This is a genomic window from Asanoa ferruginea (assembly GCF_003387075.1).
GTDB classification, from domain to species: Bacteria; Actinomycetota; Actinomycetes; order Mycobacteriales; family Micromonosporaceae; genus Asanoa; species Asanoa ferruginea.
In genome coordinates, this window is record NZ_QUMQ01000001.1 from 3,219,744 (window position 1) to 3,234,833 (window position 15,090).

The 15,090-nt window shown below is 69.2% G+C and carries 13 protein-coding genes; 6 read left to right on the forward strand and 7 right to left on the reverse strand.

The window, feature by feature from the left end:
- Positions 1-7: 7 nt before the first annotated feature.
- From DFJ67_RS15285 to DFJ67_RS15310, 5 genes are all read left to right on the forward strand, one after another.
- Entirely contained in the window at positions 8-484 is a 477-nt protein-coding gene (locus tag DFJ67_RS15285; protein ID WP_116076233.1) for a methylated-DNA--[protein]-cysteine S-methyltransferase, read from the forward strand.
- Between the two features lie 27 nt (positions 485-511).
- On the forward strand, positions 512-2,272 hold the full coding sequence (locus tag DFJ67_RS15290) for an ABC transporter ATP-binding protein (protein WP_116068499.1): 1,761 nt from the start codon (positions 512-514) through the stop codon (positions 2,270-2,272).
- A complete protein-coding gene (locus tag DFJ67_RS15295; RefSeq protein ID WP_116068500.1) occupies positions 2,269-4,107 on the forward strand; it encodes an ABC transporter ATP-binding protein in 1,839 nt (612 codons plus the stop codon). The genes DFJ67_RS15290 and DFJ67_RS15295 overlap by 4 nt, the downstream gene beginning before the upstream one ends.
- Before the next feature lie 849 nt (positions 4,108-4,956).
- Positions 4,957-5,715: a DUF4352 domain-containing protein gene (locus DFJ67_RS15305; protein ID WP_116068502.1), complete on the forward strand. Its 759-nt coding sequence runs from the start codon at positions 4,957-4,959 to the stop codon at positions 5,713-5,715.
- Positions 5,716-5,737: 22 nt separating this feature from the next.
- Positions 5,738-6,496, forward strand: a complete 759-nt coding sequence (locus DFJ67_RS15310; RefSeq protein ID WP_116068503.1) for an SDR family NAD(P)-dependent oxidoreductase — start codon at positions 5,738-5,740, stop codon at positions 6,494-6,496.
- Positions 6,497-6,514: 18 nt separating this feature from the next.
- On the opposite strand, the gene DFJ67_RS15315 is transcribed toward DFJ67_RS15310, so the two are convergent.
- Positions 6,515-6,826 (reverse strand): 4a-hydroxytetrahydrobiopterin dehydratase, encoded by a 312-nt coding sequence (locus DFJ67_RS15315; RefSeq protein WP_116076234.1) that lies wholly within the window; start codon positions 6,824-6,826, stop codon positions 6,515-6,517.
- Positions 6,827-7,006: 180 nt separating this feature from the next.
- On the opposite strand from DFJ67_RS15315, the gene DFJ67_RS15320 reads away from it, so the two are divergent.
- Positions 7,007-7,444: a (deoxy)nucleoside triphosphate pyrophosphohydrolase gene (locus DFJ67_RS15320; protein ID WP_116068504.1), complete on the forward strand. Its 438-nt coding sequence runs from the start codon at positions 7,007-7,009 to the stop codon at positions 7,442-7,444.
- A 45-nt stretch (positions 7,445-7,489) separates the two neighbouring features.
- Here the strand turns inward: DFJ67_RS15320 and DFJ67_RS15325 are convergent, their stop codons facing one another.
- The 6 genes from DFJ67_RS15325 to DFJ67_RS15350 all read right to left on the reverse strand — a co-directional run bounded on the left by DFJ67_RS15325 (position 7,490) and on the right by DFJ67_RS15350 (position 14,885).
- A complete protein-coding gene (locus DFJ67_RS15325; RefSeq protein WP_116068505.1) occupies positions 7,490-8,533 on the reverse strand; it encodes a succinate dehydrogenase/fumarate reductase iron-sulfur subunit in 1,044 nt (347 codons plus the stop codon).
- A complete protein-coding gene (locus DFJ67_RS15330) occupies positions 8,533-10,446 on the reverse strand; it encodes a fumarate reductase/succinate dehydrogenase flavoprotein subunit (protein ID WP_116068506.1) in 1,914 nt (637 codons plus the stop codon). Before DFJ67_RS15330 ends, DFJ67_RS15325 begins: the two co-directional genes overlap by 1 nt.
- Before the next feature lie 10 nt (positions 10,447-10,456).
- Entirely contained in the window at positions 10,457-11,260 is an 804-nt protein-coding gene (locus DFJ67_RS15335; protein WP_116068507.1) for a succinate dehydrogenase subunit SdhC, read from the reverse strand.
- Positions 11,261-11,378: 118 nt separating this feature from the next.
- Positions 11,379-12,065 (reverse strand): hypothetical protein, encoded by a 687-nt coding sequence (locus DFJ67_RS15340; RefSeq protein WP_116068508.1) that lies wholly within the window; start codon positions 12,063-12,065, stop codon positions 11,379-11,381.
- A 10-nt stretch (positions 12,066-12,075) separates the two neighbouring features.
- Positions 12,076-13,458, reverse strand: coding sequence for a TldD/PmbA family protein (locus tag DFJ67_RS15345; protein WP_116068509.1), 1,383 nt, complete (start codon positions 13,456-13,458; stop codon positions 12,076-12,078).
- Positions 13,458-14,885 (reverse strand): TldD/PmbA family protein, encoded by a 1,428-nt coding sequence (locus DFJ67_RS15350; protein WP_116068510.1) that lies wholly within the window; start codon positions 14,883-14,885, stop codon positions 13,458-13,460. Before DFJ67_RS15350 ends, DFJ67_RS15345 begins: the two co-directional genes overlap by 1 nt.
- Positions 14,886-15,090: the final 205 nt, after the last annotated feature.

Sequence of the window (15,090 nt, forward strand, 5' to 3'; positions counted from 1 at the left end):
CACCACCATGTCCACCCCGACCGGCCCGCTGACGATCGTCGCGACCGACGAGGGCGTCGTGCGCGCCGCCGGCTTCACCGCCGACGTCGACGAGTTGCTGGCGCTCGTACACCCTTCGCTTCGTGGCCAACCGCGGCCGCGCGCCGACCTCGGGCCGATCACCGACGCGGTGTCGTCCTATCTGGACGGTGATCTGACGGCGCTCGACGCGGTGCCGGTCGAGCAACGGTCCGGCGGAAGCTTCATCGGGCACGCCTGGGACGTGCTCCGCGAGGTCAAGCCCGGAGCGCCCGTGACCTACACCGAATACGCCGCCCTGGCCGGTCGCCCCTCTGCGGTGCGCGCGGCCGCGCAGGCCTGTGCCCGCAATGCGGCGGCCCCGTTCGTGCCCTGCCACCGGGTGCTGCGCACCGACGGCACACTCGGCGGCTACCGCTACGGCCTCGAAGTGAAAAAGTGGCTTCTCGGGCACGAGATGCGGTAGGACCGTTGCAGCGATTACCGTCACGGGGTGCGTACCAAAAGTGACCATCAGTCAGGGGTACGCAACCTGTGGCGGCTTCGCCGCTACCTCCGCCCCTACCGTCTCCAGTTCGCCGGCCTGGTCGCCGCCGCCCTCGCCGGCACCGCGGTCGGCATCGCCGTCCCGTTGGTCATCCGCAAGGTGGTCGACGGGCCGATCGCCCATGACGACCCGCGCGGCCTGTTCGCGCTGGGTGGCCTCGCGCTGCTGTTCGGCATTGCCGAGGCGGTGCTGATCTTCATCCGGCGCTGGTCGCAGTCGAGCCAGGCACTCGGCATGGAGGCGACGATCCGGCAGGAGATCTACGCACACCTGCAACGGCTGCCGGTCGCGTTCCACGATCGCTGGCAGAGCGGCCAACTGCTGGCCCGGGTCACCGCCGACCTCTCGGTGATCCGCCGCTTCCTCTCCTTCGGCCTGCTGTTCCTGATGGTCAACCTGGCCACCTACGCGGTGGTCGTCGCCCTGCTGATCCACCTGCACTGGCCGCTGGGCCTGCTGGTGGCCGGCAGCGCGGTGCCGCTGGCAATCGTCAGCCGCCGGTTCACCCGCACCTACCTGCGCACATCCCGCCGGATGCAAGACGAGCAGGGCGATCTGGCCACCCAGGTCGAAGAGTCGGCGCGCGGCCTGCGCACGGTCAAGTCGTTCGGCCGGCAGTCGTTCATGAGCGGCCAGTTCGGCGCCGGCGCCGACCGGTTGCGGGACACCGCCGTCGCGAAGGGCCGCCAACTCGCCGGCACGTCGGCCCAGTTCGACCTGATCCCCAACCTGACCCTGGCGGCGGTGCTGGTCGCGGGCGCGATGGAGGTGGCGGCCGGCCGGCTCACGATCGGCGAACTGGTCGCGTTCGTGACGCTGCAACTCATGCTCATTTGGCCGATCGAGTCGCTGGGCTGGATCATCGGCAACGCGCAGGAGGCGATGACCGCCTCCGACCGGATCTACGAGGTGCTCGACGCACCACCGTCCATCATGGATCGCAGCAACGCCCGGCGGGCCGGCCGGGTGGCCGGCGAAGTGTGCTTCGAGAACGTCCGGTTCACCTACCCGGGCAGCTCGGTGCCGGTGTTGCGGGGGATCACGCTGACCGTGCGGCCCGGTGAGACGCTCGCCGTCGTCGGCACCACCGGCTGCGGCAAGACCACGCTGGTCTCGCTGGTGCCCCGGCTCTACGACGTGACCGCCGGGCGGATCACCCTCGACGGCCGCGACATCCGCGACCTGCGCCTCGACTCGCTGCGCGAGGTGGTCGGCGTCGCGTTCGAGGAACCGACGCTGTTCTCCATGTCGGTGCGGGAAAACCTGGCGCTGGGCCGCACCGACGCGACCGACGACGAGATCCACGAGGCGCTCGCGCTGGCCCAGGCCGACTTCGTCGAAGACCTGCCGTGGGGCCTCGACACCCGGGTCGGCGAGCAGGGCCTGTCGCTCTCCGGCGGCCAGCGGCAACGGTTGGCACTGGCGCGCGCGATCCTGAGCCGGCCCCGGGTGCTGGTGCTCGACGACCCGCTGTCGGCGCTCGACGTGCACACCGAGGCACTGGTCGAGAAGGCGCTGGCCGGCGTGCTGGCGGACACCACCGCGCTGCTCGTCGTGCACCGCCCGTCGACGATCGCCCTCGCCGACCGCGTCGCGCTGCTGTCCGGCGGCGTGATCGCGGCGACCGGCACGCACTCGGAGTTGCTGGCAACGGTGCCGGCCTACCGGGCCGTGCTCTCCGAGGCGGCGGCAGCGGACGCCGCATGACGGTGCACTCCTGGCGCGGCCGGGCGACCGAACACGACGCCGACCGGACCGCCGCCGAGGGCACCGACGCCGCTGCCGTCGCCCGCCTGCGAGTGCGCAGCCGAGCCCTGCTGGCTTCCCTGGTCCGCCCACACCGGCGCCCGCTGGCCGCCACGGTCGCCCTGTTGGTCCTGCAGAGCGCCGCCGGCATGGCCGGCCCGTTCCTGGTGATGCTCGCGATCGACAAGGGCATCCCACCGCTGCGGGCCGGCGACCCGACCATCCTGATCGAGGTGGGCCTGGCATTCGTCGTGGCCGCGGCCGCGGAGTATGTCGGAAAGCGCGGCTTCCTGCGGCTGTCGGCCCGGATCGGCCAAGACGTGCTGCGCGACCTGCGGCAGCGGGTCTACGACCACTTCCAGCGGCTGTCGATCGGCTTCCACGAGCGCTACACGTCGGGCCGGATGGTGGCCCGGCTGACCAGCGACATGGACTCGATCAGCGAGCTGGTCGACGGCGGCATCGACGACCTGGTGCTGGCCGGCCTGTCGGTCGTCTCGGTCGCCGGCGTACTGCTCTACCTCGACCTGCCGCTCGCCGTGCTCACCCTGCTGACCTTTCCGTTCCTGCTCTGGCTGTCGCGCTGGTTCGCGCTGGCGTCCGCGATCGCCTACCGGCGTACCCGCGAGGCTGTTGCCTTGGTGATCGTCCACTTCGTCGAGTCGCTCGGCGGCATCCGGGCGGTGCACGCATTCCGCCGCGAACCCCGCAACCAGCAGATCTTCGACGCGCTCAACGACGACTACCGGGTGGCGTCGCTGCGCGCGTTCCGGCTCATCGCCGTGTATTCGCCGAGCATCAAGTTGATCGGCAACCTGGCCATCGCGGGCGTGCTGACGTTCGGTGGCTGGCAGGTGCTGCACGGCGAGACGGCGATCGGCGTCCTCGCGGCGTTCCTGCTCTACCTGCGGCGATTCTTCGAGCCGATGCAGGAACTGAGCCAGTTCTACAACGCGTTGCAGTCGGCGACGGCGGCGCTGGAGAAGCTGTCCGGTGTGCTGGATGAGCGTCCGGCGGTGCCGGAGCCGGGCCGGCCGGTGCCGCTGCCCGCCGCCCCGGGCGGCCGGGCGGTCGTGTTCGACAACGTCACCTTCGGCTATCGCGACGGGCCGCCGGTGCTGGCCGACTTCTCCATCGAGATTCCGGCCGGGCAGATCGTCGCGCTGGTCGGTGCGACCGGCGCGGGCAAGTCGACGGTGGCCAAGCTCGTGGCCCGTTTCTATGATCCGGTCTCCGGCGCTGTTCTTCTCGACGGCGTCGACCTGCGTTCGGTGTGCGACCCCGACCTGCGGCGCGCGGTCGTCATGGTGACCCAGGAAAACCATCTGTTCGCGGGTACGGTCGGTGACAACCTCCGGTTCGGCCGGCCGGACGCTTCCGACGCCGACCTGGTGGCGGCGGCGCGGGCGATCGGTGCGCACGACTTCATTGCCGCGCTGCCTTCCGGGTATGACACCGACGTACACCGTCGTGGTGGTCGGTTGTCTGCCGGGCAGCGGCAGTTGGTGGCGTTCGCGCGGGCGTTCCTGGCGGATCCCGGGGTTTTGATTCTTGATGAGGCCACGTCGTCGCTCGACGTGCCGACTGAGCGGTTGGTGCAGCGCGCGTTGCGCACGATCCTGCGCGAACGCACGGCCCTGGTAATCGCTCACCGCCTGTCAACCGTGGAGATCGCCGACCGGGTTCTGGTCGTCGACGACGGCCGGGTCGTCGAAGACGGGCCACCCTCCCGCTTGATAGCGGGCGGGGGTCGCTACGCCACTTTGCACACGCAGTGGCAGGACTCGCTGCTCTGAGCTTGTTCGAGTCGAGGTTGCACGTGGGGCGTTGCCTCTTGCCCTATCCCGGGCGGCGGTGCTGCCTTTGGTGTGGGGCGGGTTGCGATCCTGAGGCCCTGTCATGCCGGGGCTGGTGTCGCGTGGGGGCGGGGCTGGTCTGTCGGCCCGGCACAGCGGCCCGTTCCTGATAGGCCGCCGCCGTGGGGCGGACACCAGCCAGGCCCTTGATCGTCTGCAGCAGATCTGCACGATTCCAACCGCGCGGGGTGATCATGTGCGCCCGATCGACACGACACGCCGCGCCAGGTCTCGATGAGCTGCAAACGATCACGCAAATCCGCCCTGCCCGTGCCGGCCAGCTACAAACGATCACCGACCGCCCTGGCCAGACCAGGAGCGGCCGACCGCCGGAGCGGTCGGGCCTGGAGCGGTTGGGCCCGGGCGGCCCTTCGATCGACGCACACACCGAGAGCGCTTAGCTGCCAGATCCACGCGCCGGTCAGCCATACCCCGCACCAGAAGCGACCTGCCGATCTCCGGCCTCCATCACCACACGGCCGCGGTCGCGAACCGGCCGCAGGGCGTCCGCATTCGGGCGCCGTGCGTAACGGGCGCCGGTAGGCGCGGGTATCGGCCGAACGTGGTGTGGAGATCGGCCGACCGCGCGCCGTGCTGACCGATGACCTTGGTCCCGTCGGCGGGACCGGCATCGAGATCGGTGCGAGTGGTTCGAAGGCGCGCCATCCAAAGGATCACGACGGTCCGAATGTTTGCGCTAACAGCCTGAAAGACATAACCCTTTCCGGTGGTGCTGTGCCAGCCTTCCAGGATCGAAATGTCGACGGTCCTTAATGGAGGAGACGCGCGATGACTAACCCTTATGGGTCACCGCAGGTGCCCGGTCCGCCGCAATACGGGCAGTCGCCGAATCCCGTGGATCCGACCGCCGCATTCGGGGCTCCGCCCGGTTATCCGGCGCCGCCCACGAAAAAGAAGCGGTGGCTCGTGCCGACCCTGGTCGGCGGTGGTCTGGTGCTCGTGCTCTGTTGCGGCGGTGCCATCGTCGCGGCCGCCAACGGCGACGACAAGCCTGACACCAAGCAGGCCAGCGATGTCACCGGCGCCGGGCCGGCGGCCGCGCCACCAGCCACGAAGGCCGCTGCCGAGCCGACAACCGAACCAGCGACGGAGCCGGAGCCGGAGGGAGAAAAGCAGGGTCCGCCGAGCGCCAAGGTGGGCAAGACCATCGTGATCAGCGGCGGGCTGTTGGAGGGCGACGAAATGGCCTTCACCGTCAAGTCGGTGAAGCCCGCCCGATCCGACAACATGTTCACGCAACCAGGCGCCGGCAAGAAATACATCGCCGTCGACATTTCGGTGTTGATGAAAAAGGGCGACGCGCTGATGACCGGCAACGAGATCACGTTGCAGGGCCAGGACGGCGAGGTCTACAACAACCAGTTCGTGGTGCACGACGACGCTTTCGAATGGGCCCAGCTGTCGGCCGGCCAGCGTAAATCCGGGCTGGTGTTCTTCGAGGTGCCCAAGGCGTTCGCCCTCAAGGGTGCCAAGGTGCTGGTGCGCGACTTCTGGGACAGCAAGCCGGCCGGGGCCTGGCTGCTCTAACTCAGGCTGGCATGCTGTGGCCATGAGTCTGGATGGTGTGGTCGCGCTGGTAACGGGTGGCTCGCGGGGGATCGGGCGGGCCACCGCCCAGCGGTTCGCGGCCGAGGGTGCGACGGTCGTCGTGCACTACGTGAGCAACAAGGCCGCCGCGCAGGAGACGCTCGACAGTCTCGGTGCCGGCGCGCACGAGATGCGGCAGGCCGATCTCAAGGACCCGGGCCAGGTCAAGGATCTCGTCGACCTCACCATCGCTCGGCACGGGACCATCGGGGTCCTGGTCAACAACGCCGGGGTTTACGAGAACCATCCGGTGTTGGAGACCTCCTACGACGAGTGGCAGGAGATCTGGCGGCGCACGCTAGACACCAACCTGGTCGGGCCGGCCAACCTGGTGCACGCGGTCGTGCCGCACATGGTCGCGGCCGGCGGCGGGCGGATCATCAACATCACCTCGCGGGGCGCGTTCCGCGGCGAGGCGAGCCACCCCGCCTACGGGGCCAGCAAGGCCGGGCTCAACAGCTTCAGCCAGTCGCTCGCGAAAGCGCTGGGGCCGCACAACATCTTCGTCACCGCGATCGCGCCGGGCTACGTCGAGACCGACATGGCGGCGCCCTACCTCAACGGGCCGCGGGGCGCGGAGATCCGCAATGAGACGGCGATCGGGCGGATCGCGACGGCCGACGAAGTGGGGCGGCTCGTGGTGTTTCTGGCGACCCCGGGCACGGAGTCGATGACCGGCGGGGTCATCGACATCAACGGCGCGTCCTATTTGCGAACCTGACGGAAGGTCAGAAGACGATCACCGGTCGTTGAGAACGAGCCGGTAGGCGTCTTCGATGCGGGCCGCGAGGGTGACCTCGCGCTCCGTGATCGCGACACCGTCGGCGGCGGCGACCTTGACCTGTGTGTAACCATCCAGGCGACGAATCTCAGCCCGAAGGTGTAACGCGTCGGCGCAGACCTTCACCCTTTCGGTGAGATCGCTGTGCTGCGTGTTGTCGACCAGGAACACTCGCTTGAGCTGCTTGTCTTCGCGGGTCCAGCCGGCGAGCAACGCGAGCGCGTCGGATAGGTAGTCGCCTCGGGCCCGCCCGCTCCACAGGGCTCGCATCCACACCTCCCAGGCGTCGTTGCCGGCTTGTGGCCAAATCGTCGCCATCTCGTCATGGTTCGGTGCCCTAAGTCTTTCGCTGACCGGCCCCCATGTCCACGCCCACATTTCCCCCTTGTAGTGACCTAGGGGACGGCTCCGACACCCGAAACGGCATTTCGTCTGGCACCCTGGTTGGTCGTGCACAACGAACGTCTGAACGAGCCCGCCGGCCGGGGGAGTGTGAGTCCCCGCGTCATCGTCGGTGCCGCTATCGTTGCTGAGCGTAAAGTTTTGGCCTGTGCCCGGGCGCATCCTCCGGAGTTGGCCGGAATGTGGGAGTTCCCCGGCGGAAAGGTGGAGCCGGGTGAGTCCGAGACCGCGGCACTCGTGCGGGAATGCCAGGAAGAACTGGGTGTGCGCATCGTGGTTGGCGACCGCATCGGCGACGATATCCCGTTAGGGCACCGCCGTACCGTATTGAAGATTTTCGCCGCACGACTGGTTGACGGGAACCCGACGGCCCTGGAGCATGCCGAGCTGCGCTGGCTGGGCCGCGACGAGCTCGACGACGTGCCCTGGCTGCCGGCCGACGCCCCGATCGTCGTCGCCCTCCGAGAAGGCACGCTCTTGGAGTGACAAAAAAAAGGGCCCCGCACCGAAGTGCGGGGCCCTTAAGGAAGATCAGTCCTGGTCGGGGTGCGCGTAGTTGAGGTCGCGCGGCGGCATCGGGAACTCCACGTCGTCACCGAACGGCGACGCGGCCCCCGAGCGGTCGAACGCGGCCTCGCTGACACCGAGGCGGCCGTTGGCGCCCACGGCCGGAAGCTGCGCCGGTGAAGGCCGGCGGTGCCAGTTGACGCCTCGTTCCACTTCCTGCTCCTCGGTGCGTTGGTGTGCGTCGGGCAGCTCGGCGCCGCTCATCGCGGGTGCCGCGCTCGACGTCGAGGCGGTGTGCACCAGCTCGTCGTCGTTGGGGTGCCGGCGGAAGATCTTGCTGCCCAGCCAGACCAGCGGATCGTACTTACGGTCCACCACGCGCTCCTTCATCGGAATGATCGCGTTGTCGGTGATCTTGATGTGCTCAGGGCACACCTCGGTGCAGCACTTGGTGATGTTGCAGTATCCGAGACCCTGATGCTGCTGAGCGTACGTCTTCCGGTCTTCCCGCGCGTCCAATGGATGCATATCCAACTCGGCGGCGCGGATGAAGGAGCGCGGACCCGAGAACGCCTTCTTGTTCTCGTCGTGGTCACGCACCACGTGGCAGGTGTTCTGGCACAGGAAGCACTCGATGCACTTGCGGAACTCCTGCGAGCGCTCGACATCGACCTGCTGCATCCGGTATTCACCCGGTGCGAGGTCCTTCGGCGGCGCGAAGGCCGGGGTCTCGCGGGCCTTCTCGTAGTTGAAGGAGACGTCGGTGACCAGGTCGCGGATCACCGGGAAGGTGCGCAGCGGGGTGACCGTGACGGTCTCGGTCTCCTCGAACGTCGACATCCGGGTCATGCAGCCCAGCCGCGGCATGCCGTTGATCTCCATCGAGCACGAGCCGCACTTGCCGGCCTTGCAGTTCCACCGGCAGGCCAGGTCGGGCGCCTCGGTGGCCTGGAGCCGGTGGATGATGTCGAGCACGACCTCACCCTCGTTGACCTCGACCTCGTAGTCGGTCAGGTCGCCGCCGGTCTCGTCGCCACGCCAGACTTTGAATTGGCGCTTCTGTCCCATTACTTGCCCGCTCCTTCGGTAACAGACCCGTCGAAGTCTGTGAGCTCCCCCTCGGTCAGATACTTCGACAGCTCGCCGCGGTCGAAGAGGTGGATCAGCTCGGGCCGCATCGTCGGCAGCGGCTTGTGTTCGAGCCGCACCTTGTCGCCGTCGAGCGAGCAGACCAGGTTGACCGTCCGCCACTTCGCGGACATCGCCGGGAAGTCTTCGCGGGTGTGGCCGCCGCGCGACTCTTCCCGCTCGAGCGCCGCCTTCGCGGTGCACTCCGAGACCACCAGCATGTTGCGCAGGTCGAGAGCCAGGTGCCAGCCGGGGTTGTAGCGCCGGCCACCGGCGGAGCTGACCTTCGCGACCCGCTCGCGCAGCTCCGCGAGGCGGACCAGGGCGTCTTCGAGCTCACCCTTGCGCCGGATGATGCCGACCAGGTCGCCCATCACCGCCTGAAGATCCTGCTGCAACTTGTACGGGTTTTCGCCGGTGTCCCGCTGCAGCGGTGCGAGCGCCGCGTCGACAGCGGCCTCGACGTCGGCCGAGGGGACAGCCGGGCGCTTCTCGATGCCGTCGACGTAGCGGGCCGCGTATTCACCGGCGCGCTTGCCGAAGACCAGCAGGTCGGACAGCGAGTTGCCGCCGAGGCGGTTGGAGCCGTGCATGCCGCCGGACACCTCGCCGGCCGCGAACAGGCCCTGGACGTGGCCCATGGCCGCGCCCGAGTCCGGCTCGACCTCGACGCCGCCCATCACGTAGTGACAGGTCGGCCCGATCTCCATCGGCTCCTTGGTGATGTCGACGTCGGCCAGCTCCTTGAACTGGTGGTACATCGACGGCAGGCGCTTCTGGATGTAGTCGGCGGACCGGCGCGACGCGATGTCGAGGTAGATGCCGCCGGCGGGGGTGCCGCGACCCTCCTTGACCTCGTTGTTGATCGCGCGGGCGACCTCGTCACGGGGCAGCAGCTCCGGCGGGCGCCGGTTGTTGTCCGGGTCGGTATACCAGCGGTCGGCCTCCTCCTCGGTCTCCGCGTATTGCTTGCGGAAGACGTCGGGGACGTAGTCGAACATGAACCGCTTGCCCTCGGAGTTCTTGAGGACACCACCGTCGCCGCGGACCGACTCGGTGACCAGGATGCCCTTGACCGACGGCGGCCAGACCATGCCGGTCGGGTGGAACTGGAGGAACTCCATGTTGATCAGCGTCGCGCCGGCTCGCAGGGCGAGCGCGTGGCCGTCACCGGTGTATTCCCAGGAGTTGGAGGTGACCTTGTAGGAGCGGCCGACGCCGCCGGTCGCCAGCACCACCGCGGGCGCCTGGAGGAGCACGAACTCGCCCGACTCGCGGTAGTAGCCGAAGGCGCCCGCGATCCGGTCGCCGTCGAGCAGCAGCTCGGTGATGGTGGTCTCGGCGAACACCTTGATCCGGGCGTCGTAGTCGCCGAACTCGCGCTTGTCGTCCTGCTGGAGCGACACGATCTTCTGCTGGAGTGTGCGGATCAGCTCGAGGCCCGTGCGGTCGCCGACGTGGGCGAGGCGCGGGTATTCGTGGCCGCCGAAGTTGCGCTGCGAGATCTTGCCGTCGGGCGTGCGGTCGAACAGCGCGCCGTAGGTCTCCAGCTCCCAGATCCGCTCCGGCGCCTCTTTGGCGTGCAGCTCGGCCATCCGGAAGTTGTTGAGGAACTTGCCGCCGCGCATCGTGTCGCGGAAGTGGACCTGCCAGTTGTCGCGCGAGTTGGCGTTGCCCATCGCCGCCGCGGCGCCGCCCTCGGCCATCACCGTGTGTGCCTTGCCGAACAGCGACTTGGAGATGATGGCGACGCGCTTGCCGGCGAGCCGTGCCTCGATCGCCGCGCGCAGGCCGGCGCCGCCGGCGCCGATCACGACGACGTCGTAGTGGTGTCGTTCGATTCGCTCAGTCATGTCAGTCGCCTCAGTTGATGAACCGGGGATCGCCGAACCAGCCCGCCGAGACCGCCATGATGTAGAAGTCGGTGATGGCGAGCGTGGCCAGGGTGATCCACGCCAGTTGCATGTGCCGGGTGTTCAGCTTGGACACAAAGGTCCAGAAGCGGTAACGCACCGGGTGGCGGGAGAAGTGCTTGAGCCGGCCACCGGCGATGTGTCGGCACGAGTGGCAGGAAAGCGTATAGGCCCAGAGCATGACCACATTCAAAATAAGAATGAGGTTGCCGAGCCCGAAGCCGAATCCCTCGGGGCTGTGGAATGCCTTGATGGCGTCCCAGGTGTTGATGACCGAGATGATGCCGGCGGCGTAGAACGCGTAGCGGTGGGCGTTCTGGAAAATCAGCGGGAAGCGCGTCTCGCCGGAGTAGGTCTTGTGCCCGTCGGGCACCGCGCAGGCCGGCGGCGAGAGCCAGAACGAGCGGTAGTAGGCCTTGCGGTAGTAGTAGCACGTCAGCCGGAAGAGCAGCAGGAACGGCAGCGTGAGGGCCGCCTCCGGGATGATCCACCAAGCCGGGAGGAAGGTGCCGAACTCCGCCGCGTCACCGCACCTGTCCGTGATGCACGGCGAATAGAACGGCGTCAGGTAGTGGTAGTCCGAGACGAAGAAATCCTTGTGCATGTAGACCCGGACGGTCGCGTATGTGACCCAGGCTCCGAGTCCGATGACGGTGATGAGGGGCGCGAACCACCATCGATCCGTTCGCAACGTCCGAGCCGTTATCGAGGCGCGCGCCTGCGCCCCGACCGGCCTCGTCGCCGTTGTCGTCATGAAGTCTCCCGCAAGGTTCTTTGGCCGCTGGCCGGCGCGTGACGGTGCACACGTTACGCCGAGGAAAACGAGCGGCTCGCAGAGGTCCAGCGGGTGTGATCAATCCCGTGGATGAAGGTCAGAGATCAGGTGCGGCAAGCCGGCGTACGGACGCCGCGCAGTCGTCGTGCCGATCCTCCAGTCGCTCCACGACAGCGTTGCCGCGGTCGTTTCGCGGTGCGACGAAAAACGCCGGAGCGTCGGTGCTCACCTGCCGGTCAAGGGCATCGGCGTACGCCGTGCGCGCGTCGACAAGTTGCGTCCACTCGGCGAGCAGCCGGTCGTCGTCGCGGTCGTTGTCGCGCCGGCCGGCGGTGATCTCGTCGAGGAACGGCTTGATCGCCGCGTTCTCGTCGCGGATCGCGGTGGCGCGTTCGCGCGGGCCGCTGGCCGAACCCGGCGGCGCGACCCGATTGAGCCGCACTTCCAGTGCCTGGCAGGCGTCGTCGACCCGGAGCAGGCGGTGCCCACCGTCGCCGACGGCGTCGACCACCCGCACCGCGCCGATCCCGATGCCGGCGCAGGCACCGATCACGACCACGACAGCCACGACAACGGCACCGATGATGAGCCACCGCTGCCGCCGGTTGTCCAACTTGTCCGACGACGAGGAAGACGACGCCGGATCGGCCGGCGACAGCACATCGTCGGCCGGCGGCGCGTCGTCGGCCGCCGACTCAGTCGCAGCTTCGGGCGCTTCGTCTAAATTGTCTGGCTCGGTCTCGTCGGGCGACCTCGGATAGGGCGGGGGTGGCGGGGTCGTCATGGAGACGAATCTATCCCGACGCGCCACCCGTGAAGTTCCACGAAGCAAGCCGGAGCGACGGACCGGTGAAACCGAACATGTCCCAGCTGTCGGCCGGCGTGATCGCATTGCCGCCGACACCGAGCACGGCCCCGGGCCCGAGCGCCAGCGGGTAGGACTGGGTGAACCGGAAGTTGCGTACGGGTCGGGTGATTTCCCCGTTTTCCACCAGCCACACGCCATTGCGGGTCAAACCGGTGACCACCAGCGTCTTCGGATCGAGCACCCGGGTATACCAGAAGTCGCTGACCAGCAGGCCACGCTCCATCGTGGACACCAGCGCGGCGGTGTGCCCGTCGGCCGCCGGGCCGGCGACCGCGGCGGTCGGCGCCGCGTCGTCGGGCAGCAGCCGCAGGTTGGCCGGCACCGGGCCGAAGGAGCTGCCGCCCGGCCAGCCGTGGCCGGTCGAGGCGACACCGGCCTCGGCCGCCGACCGCCGGTCGTAGGCCACCCCGAGGGTGATGCCCTGCCCGACGAACGTGACCGGGCGCTTGGGCGTGCCCTCGCCGTCGAACGGCATGCCGACGCCGGCGGTCGCGGTCACGTCGTCGACGATCGTCACGGCCGGGTCGAACTGCGGCGCGCCGATCTCGGCGAACGACTGCCGCTCGTTGAGCAGCTTCCCGTTGAACCCGTAGAGCGCGAAGTTGGTCAGCAGGTCGGCGACGGCGGTCGGCTCCAGCACCACCTCGTAGCGGCCCGGCGGCAACTCGATCGGGTCGGCACCGGCGCGGGCCTTGAGCGCGGCCCGGCCGCCGAGCACCGCGCCGTCGAGATCGGCCAGCCGGCGCGAGCCGAGTCGCGCGACGCCGTCGGCGCCGGGCACCCGGGCGATGCCGTCCATGGCGGCCTCGGCCGCCCGGCCCGACACGGACTGGCCGGCGCTGTTGGCGAACGCGCCGGACCAGTAGACGGTGCGGCAGTAGCCGGCCGTCTCCAGCCCTTCCGCCGCGTCGACGAACGCGCGCACCCGGGCGGCCCGCTCGTCCGGCGAAGCCTGAGCGGTGGCCTCGTCCCAGGCCCCGTCGGTGACCAGCGGCGCGGCCGGCGCGAGCCCCGGCCACGCCGGGTCGACGGGTGTCAGGGCGACCGCGGCGATGGTGCGCTCGACGAGCGCGGTCAGGCCGGCCTCGTCGACCACCGTGGTCGAGCCGCCCACCGTGCGGCCGTCGAGGTGGATCCGCAGCCGGATGGCGGTCGTCGCGTCGGCGACGTTCTGGTGGATCCCGGAGTTGGCGAACCGGGTCAACGCCAGCGCGGTGTGGTCGACCAGCGCCTCGGCCTCGGCGGCGCTGCCCGCCAGCCGGCGGACCAGGTCGACGACCCGGCCCGCGAGATCGAGCTCTGCCGACATCAGCCCGTCACCCCTACTCGTACGCCGGTGAACCGCGCCGGTGCCGCCGGATGGCCGGTGTGCCCGGTCTGGCCGGGTTGCCCCTTCCCGCAGTTGGGAATGCCCCAGTCGGTGATCTCCGACGAGAGCATGTCCATCGACTGCCAGAAGGTCGGGCCGATCCCGGTGTAGGTCGGGTTGCGCAGCATCCGGCCGATCTTGCCGTTTTTGATCTCCCAGCCGATCTCGCAACCGAACTGGAAGTTGAGCCGCCGGTCGTCGATGGACCAGGACCGGTTGGTGTCCATGAAGATGCCGTCGTCGGTGGCGGCGATGATCTCTTCGAGCGTGTGCGGGCCGGGTTCGAGCCCGACGTTGGTCATCCGCACCATCGGCAGCCGCGCCCAGCCGTCGGAGCGCACGCTGCCGCCGTAGTCGAGGCCGGCGACCGACGCCGAGTCGCGCCCGGCCAGCACGCCGACCCAGACGCCCTCGTGCACCGCGTAGCGGGCGGCGGCCGGGGTGCCCTCGTCGTCGAAGCCGAAGCTGCCCAGCGCGCCGGGGATGGTCGGGTCGATCGCGATGTTCATCAGCGGCGAGCCGTAGCGCATCGAGCCGAGCTGGGCCAGGTCGAGCCAGGAGGTGCCGGCGTAGGCGGCCTCCCAGCCGAGGATCCGGTCGAGCTCGATCGCGTGCCCCACCGACTCGTGGATCTGCAACGCCATCTGTCCACTGCCGAGGATCAGCGTGGTCTCGCCGGCCGGGCAGGGCGCCGCGGTCAGCAGCTCACGCGACTCGACCGCCACTCGGGCGGCGTTGCCGGGCAGGTCGAGCCCGGTGACCAACTCCCAGCCGCGGGTGCCGAACTGGTCGCCGTAGGAGCGGCGCTGCGACTCGCCCTCGCCGATCGAGGTCGCCGAGATGCCACCGCCGCACTCGCGGATCCGCTGGTCGATCCGGTGCCCCTCGCTGGAGACGAACCACTTGGCGGTGTCCCAGACGCGGTAGAAGCTCTCGGCCAGGTCGGCGCCGTGCTCTCGCATCGTGGTGGTGAGCCCGACCATCAGGTCGGCCTTCTCGGACAGCGGCACGCTGAGCGGGTCGACCTCGCACGGCGACGACCACGAGCCGGAGGCCGCGGGCAGCGGGATCAGGCCGGTGGCCGGCCCGGGCACGCTGGCGCTCGCGTTGGCGATCCGCGCCGCTCGGGTGCCGGCCGCCCGCGCGGCGGCGTCGGACATGTCGGGGACGGCGTAGAAGCCCCAGCCGGATCCGACCAGGGCGCGCACGCCGACGCCGGCGTCTTCGTCTTGGCTGAGGTCTTCGATCTCGCCGTTGCGGGCTGACATGGACTCGCTGCGCCGGTGCATCACCCGCGCGTCCGCGTAGCGCGCCCCGGCGTCGAGAGCGGCCTGGACCGCGGCGGCGGCCGCGTCGAAATGGGTCACCTGGCCGAGCCTAGGTCACGATTCCGTCGCGGGCGCGAACCTTCCCGGGGCATGGGGCGTCCTCGATGCAGAGTCGTTACCACTGATCCGGCTGACAGGTCGATGGCCGTAGCTTACTTTCAGCGCCAGCGGTCGGATGCAACTTCCTTTCGCGCCCGAAGCGTTCACTGCACAGTGCACGACCCGGAAGGGGGTGACCGAGGAC

Bases quoted from the DNA above. Each gene is read 5' to 3' on its own strand.
- DFJ67_RS15335 (WP_116068507.1), bottom strand. From the start codon at position 11,260: ATGACGACAACGGCGACGAGGCCGGTCGGGGCGCAGGCGCGCGCCTCG.
- DFJ67_RS15345 (WP_116068509.1), bottom strand. From the start codon at position 13,458: ATGTCGGCAGAGCTCGATCTCGCGGGCCGGGTCGTCGACCTGGTCCGC.
- DFJ67_RS15315 (WP_116076234.1), bottom strand. From the start codon at position 6,826: ATGCGAGCCCTGTGGAGCGGGCGGGCCCGAGGCGACTACCTATCCGAC.
- DFJ67_RS15330 (WP_116068506.1), bottom strand. From the start codon at position 10,446: ATGACTGAGCGAATCGAACGACACCACTACGACGTCGTCGTGATCGGC.
- DFJ67_RS15310 (WP_116068503.1), top strand. From the start codon at position 5,738: ATGAGTCTGGATGGTGTGGTCGCGCTGGTAACGGGTGGCTCGCGGGGG.
- DFJ67_RS15325 (WP_116068505.1), bottom strand. From the start codon at position 8,533: ATGGGACAGAAGCGCCAATTCAAAGTCTGGCGTGGCGACGAGACCGGC.
- DFJ67_RS15285 (WP_116076233.1), top strand. From the start codon at position 8: ATGTCCACCCCGACCGGCCCGCTGACGATCGTCGCGACCGACGAGGGC.
- DFJ67_RS15340 (WP_116068508.1), bottom strand. From the start codon at position 12,065: ATGACGACCCCGCCACCCCCGCCCTATCCGAGGTCGCCCGACGAGACC.
- DFJ67_RS15305 (WP_116068502.1), top strand. From the start codon at position 4,957: ATGACTAACCCTTATGGGTCACCGCAGGTGCCCGGTCCGCCGCAATAC.
- DFJ67_RS15295 (WP_116068500.1), top strand. From the start codon at position 2,269: ATGACGGTGCACTCCTGGCGCGGCCGGGCGACCGAACACGACGCCGAC.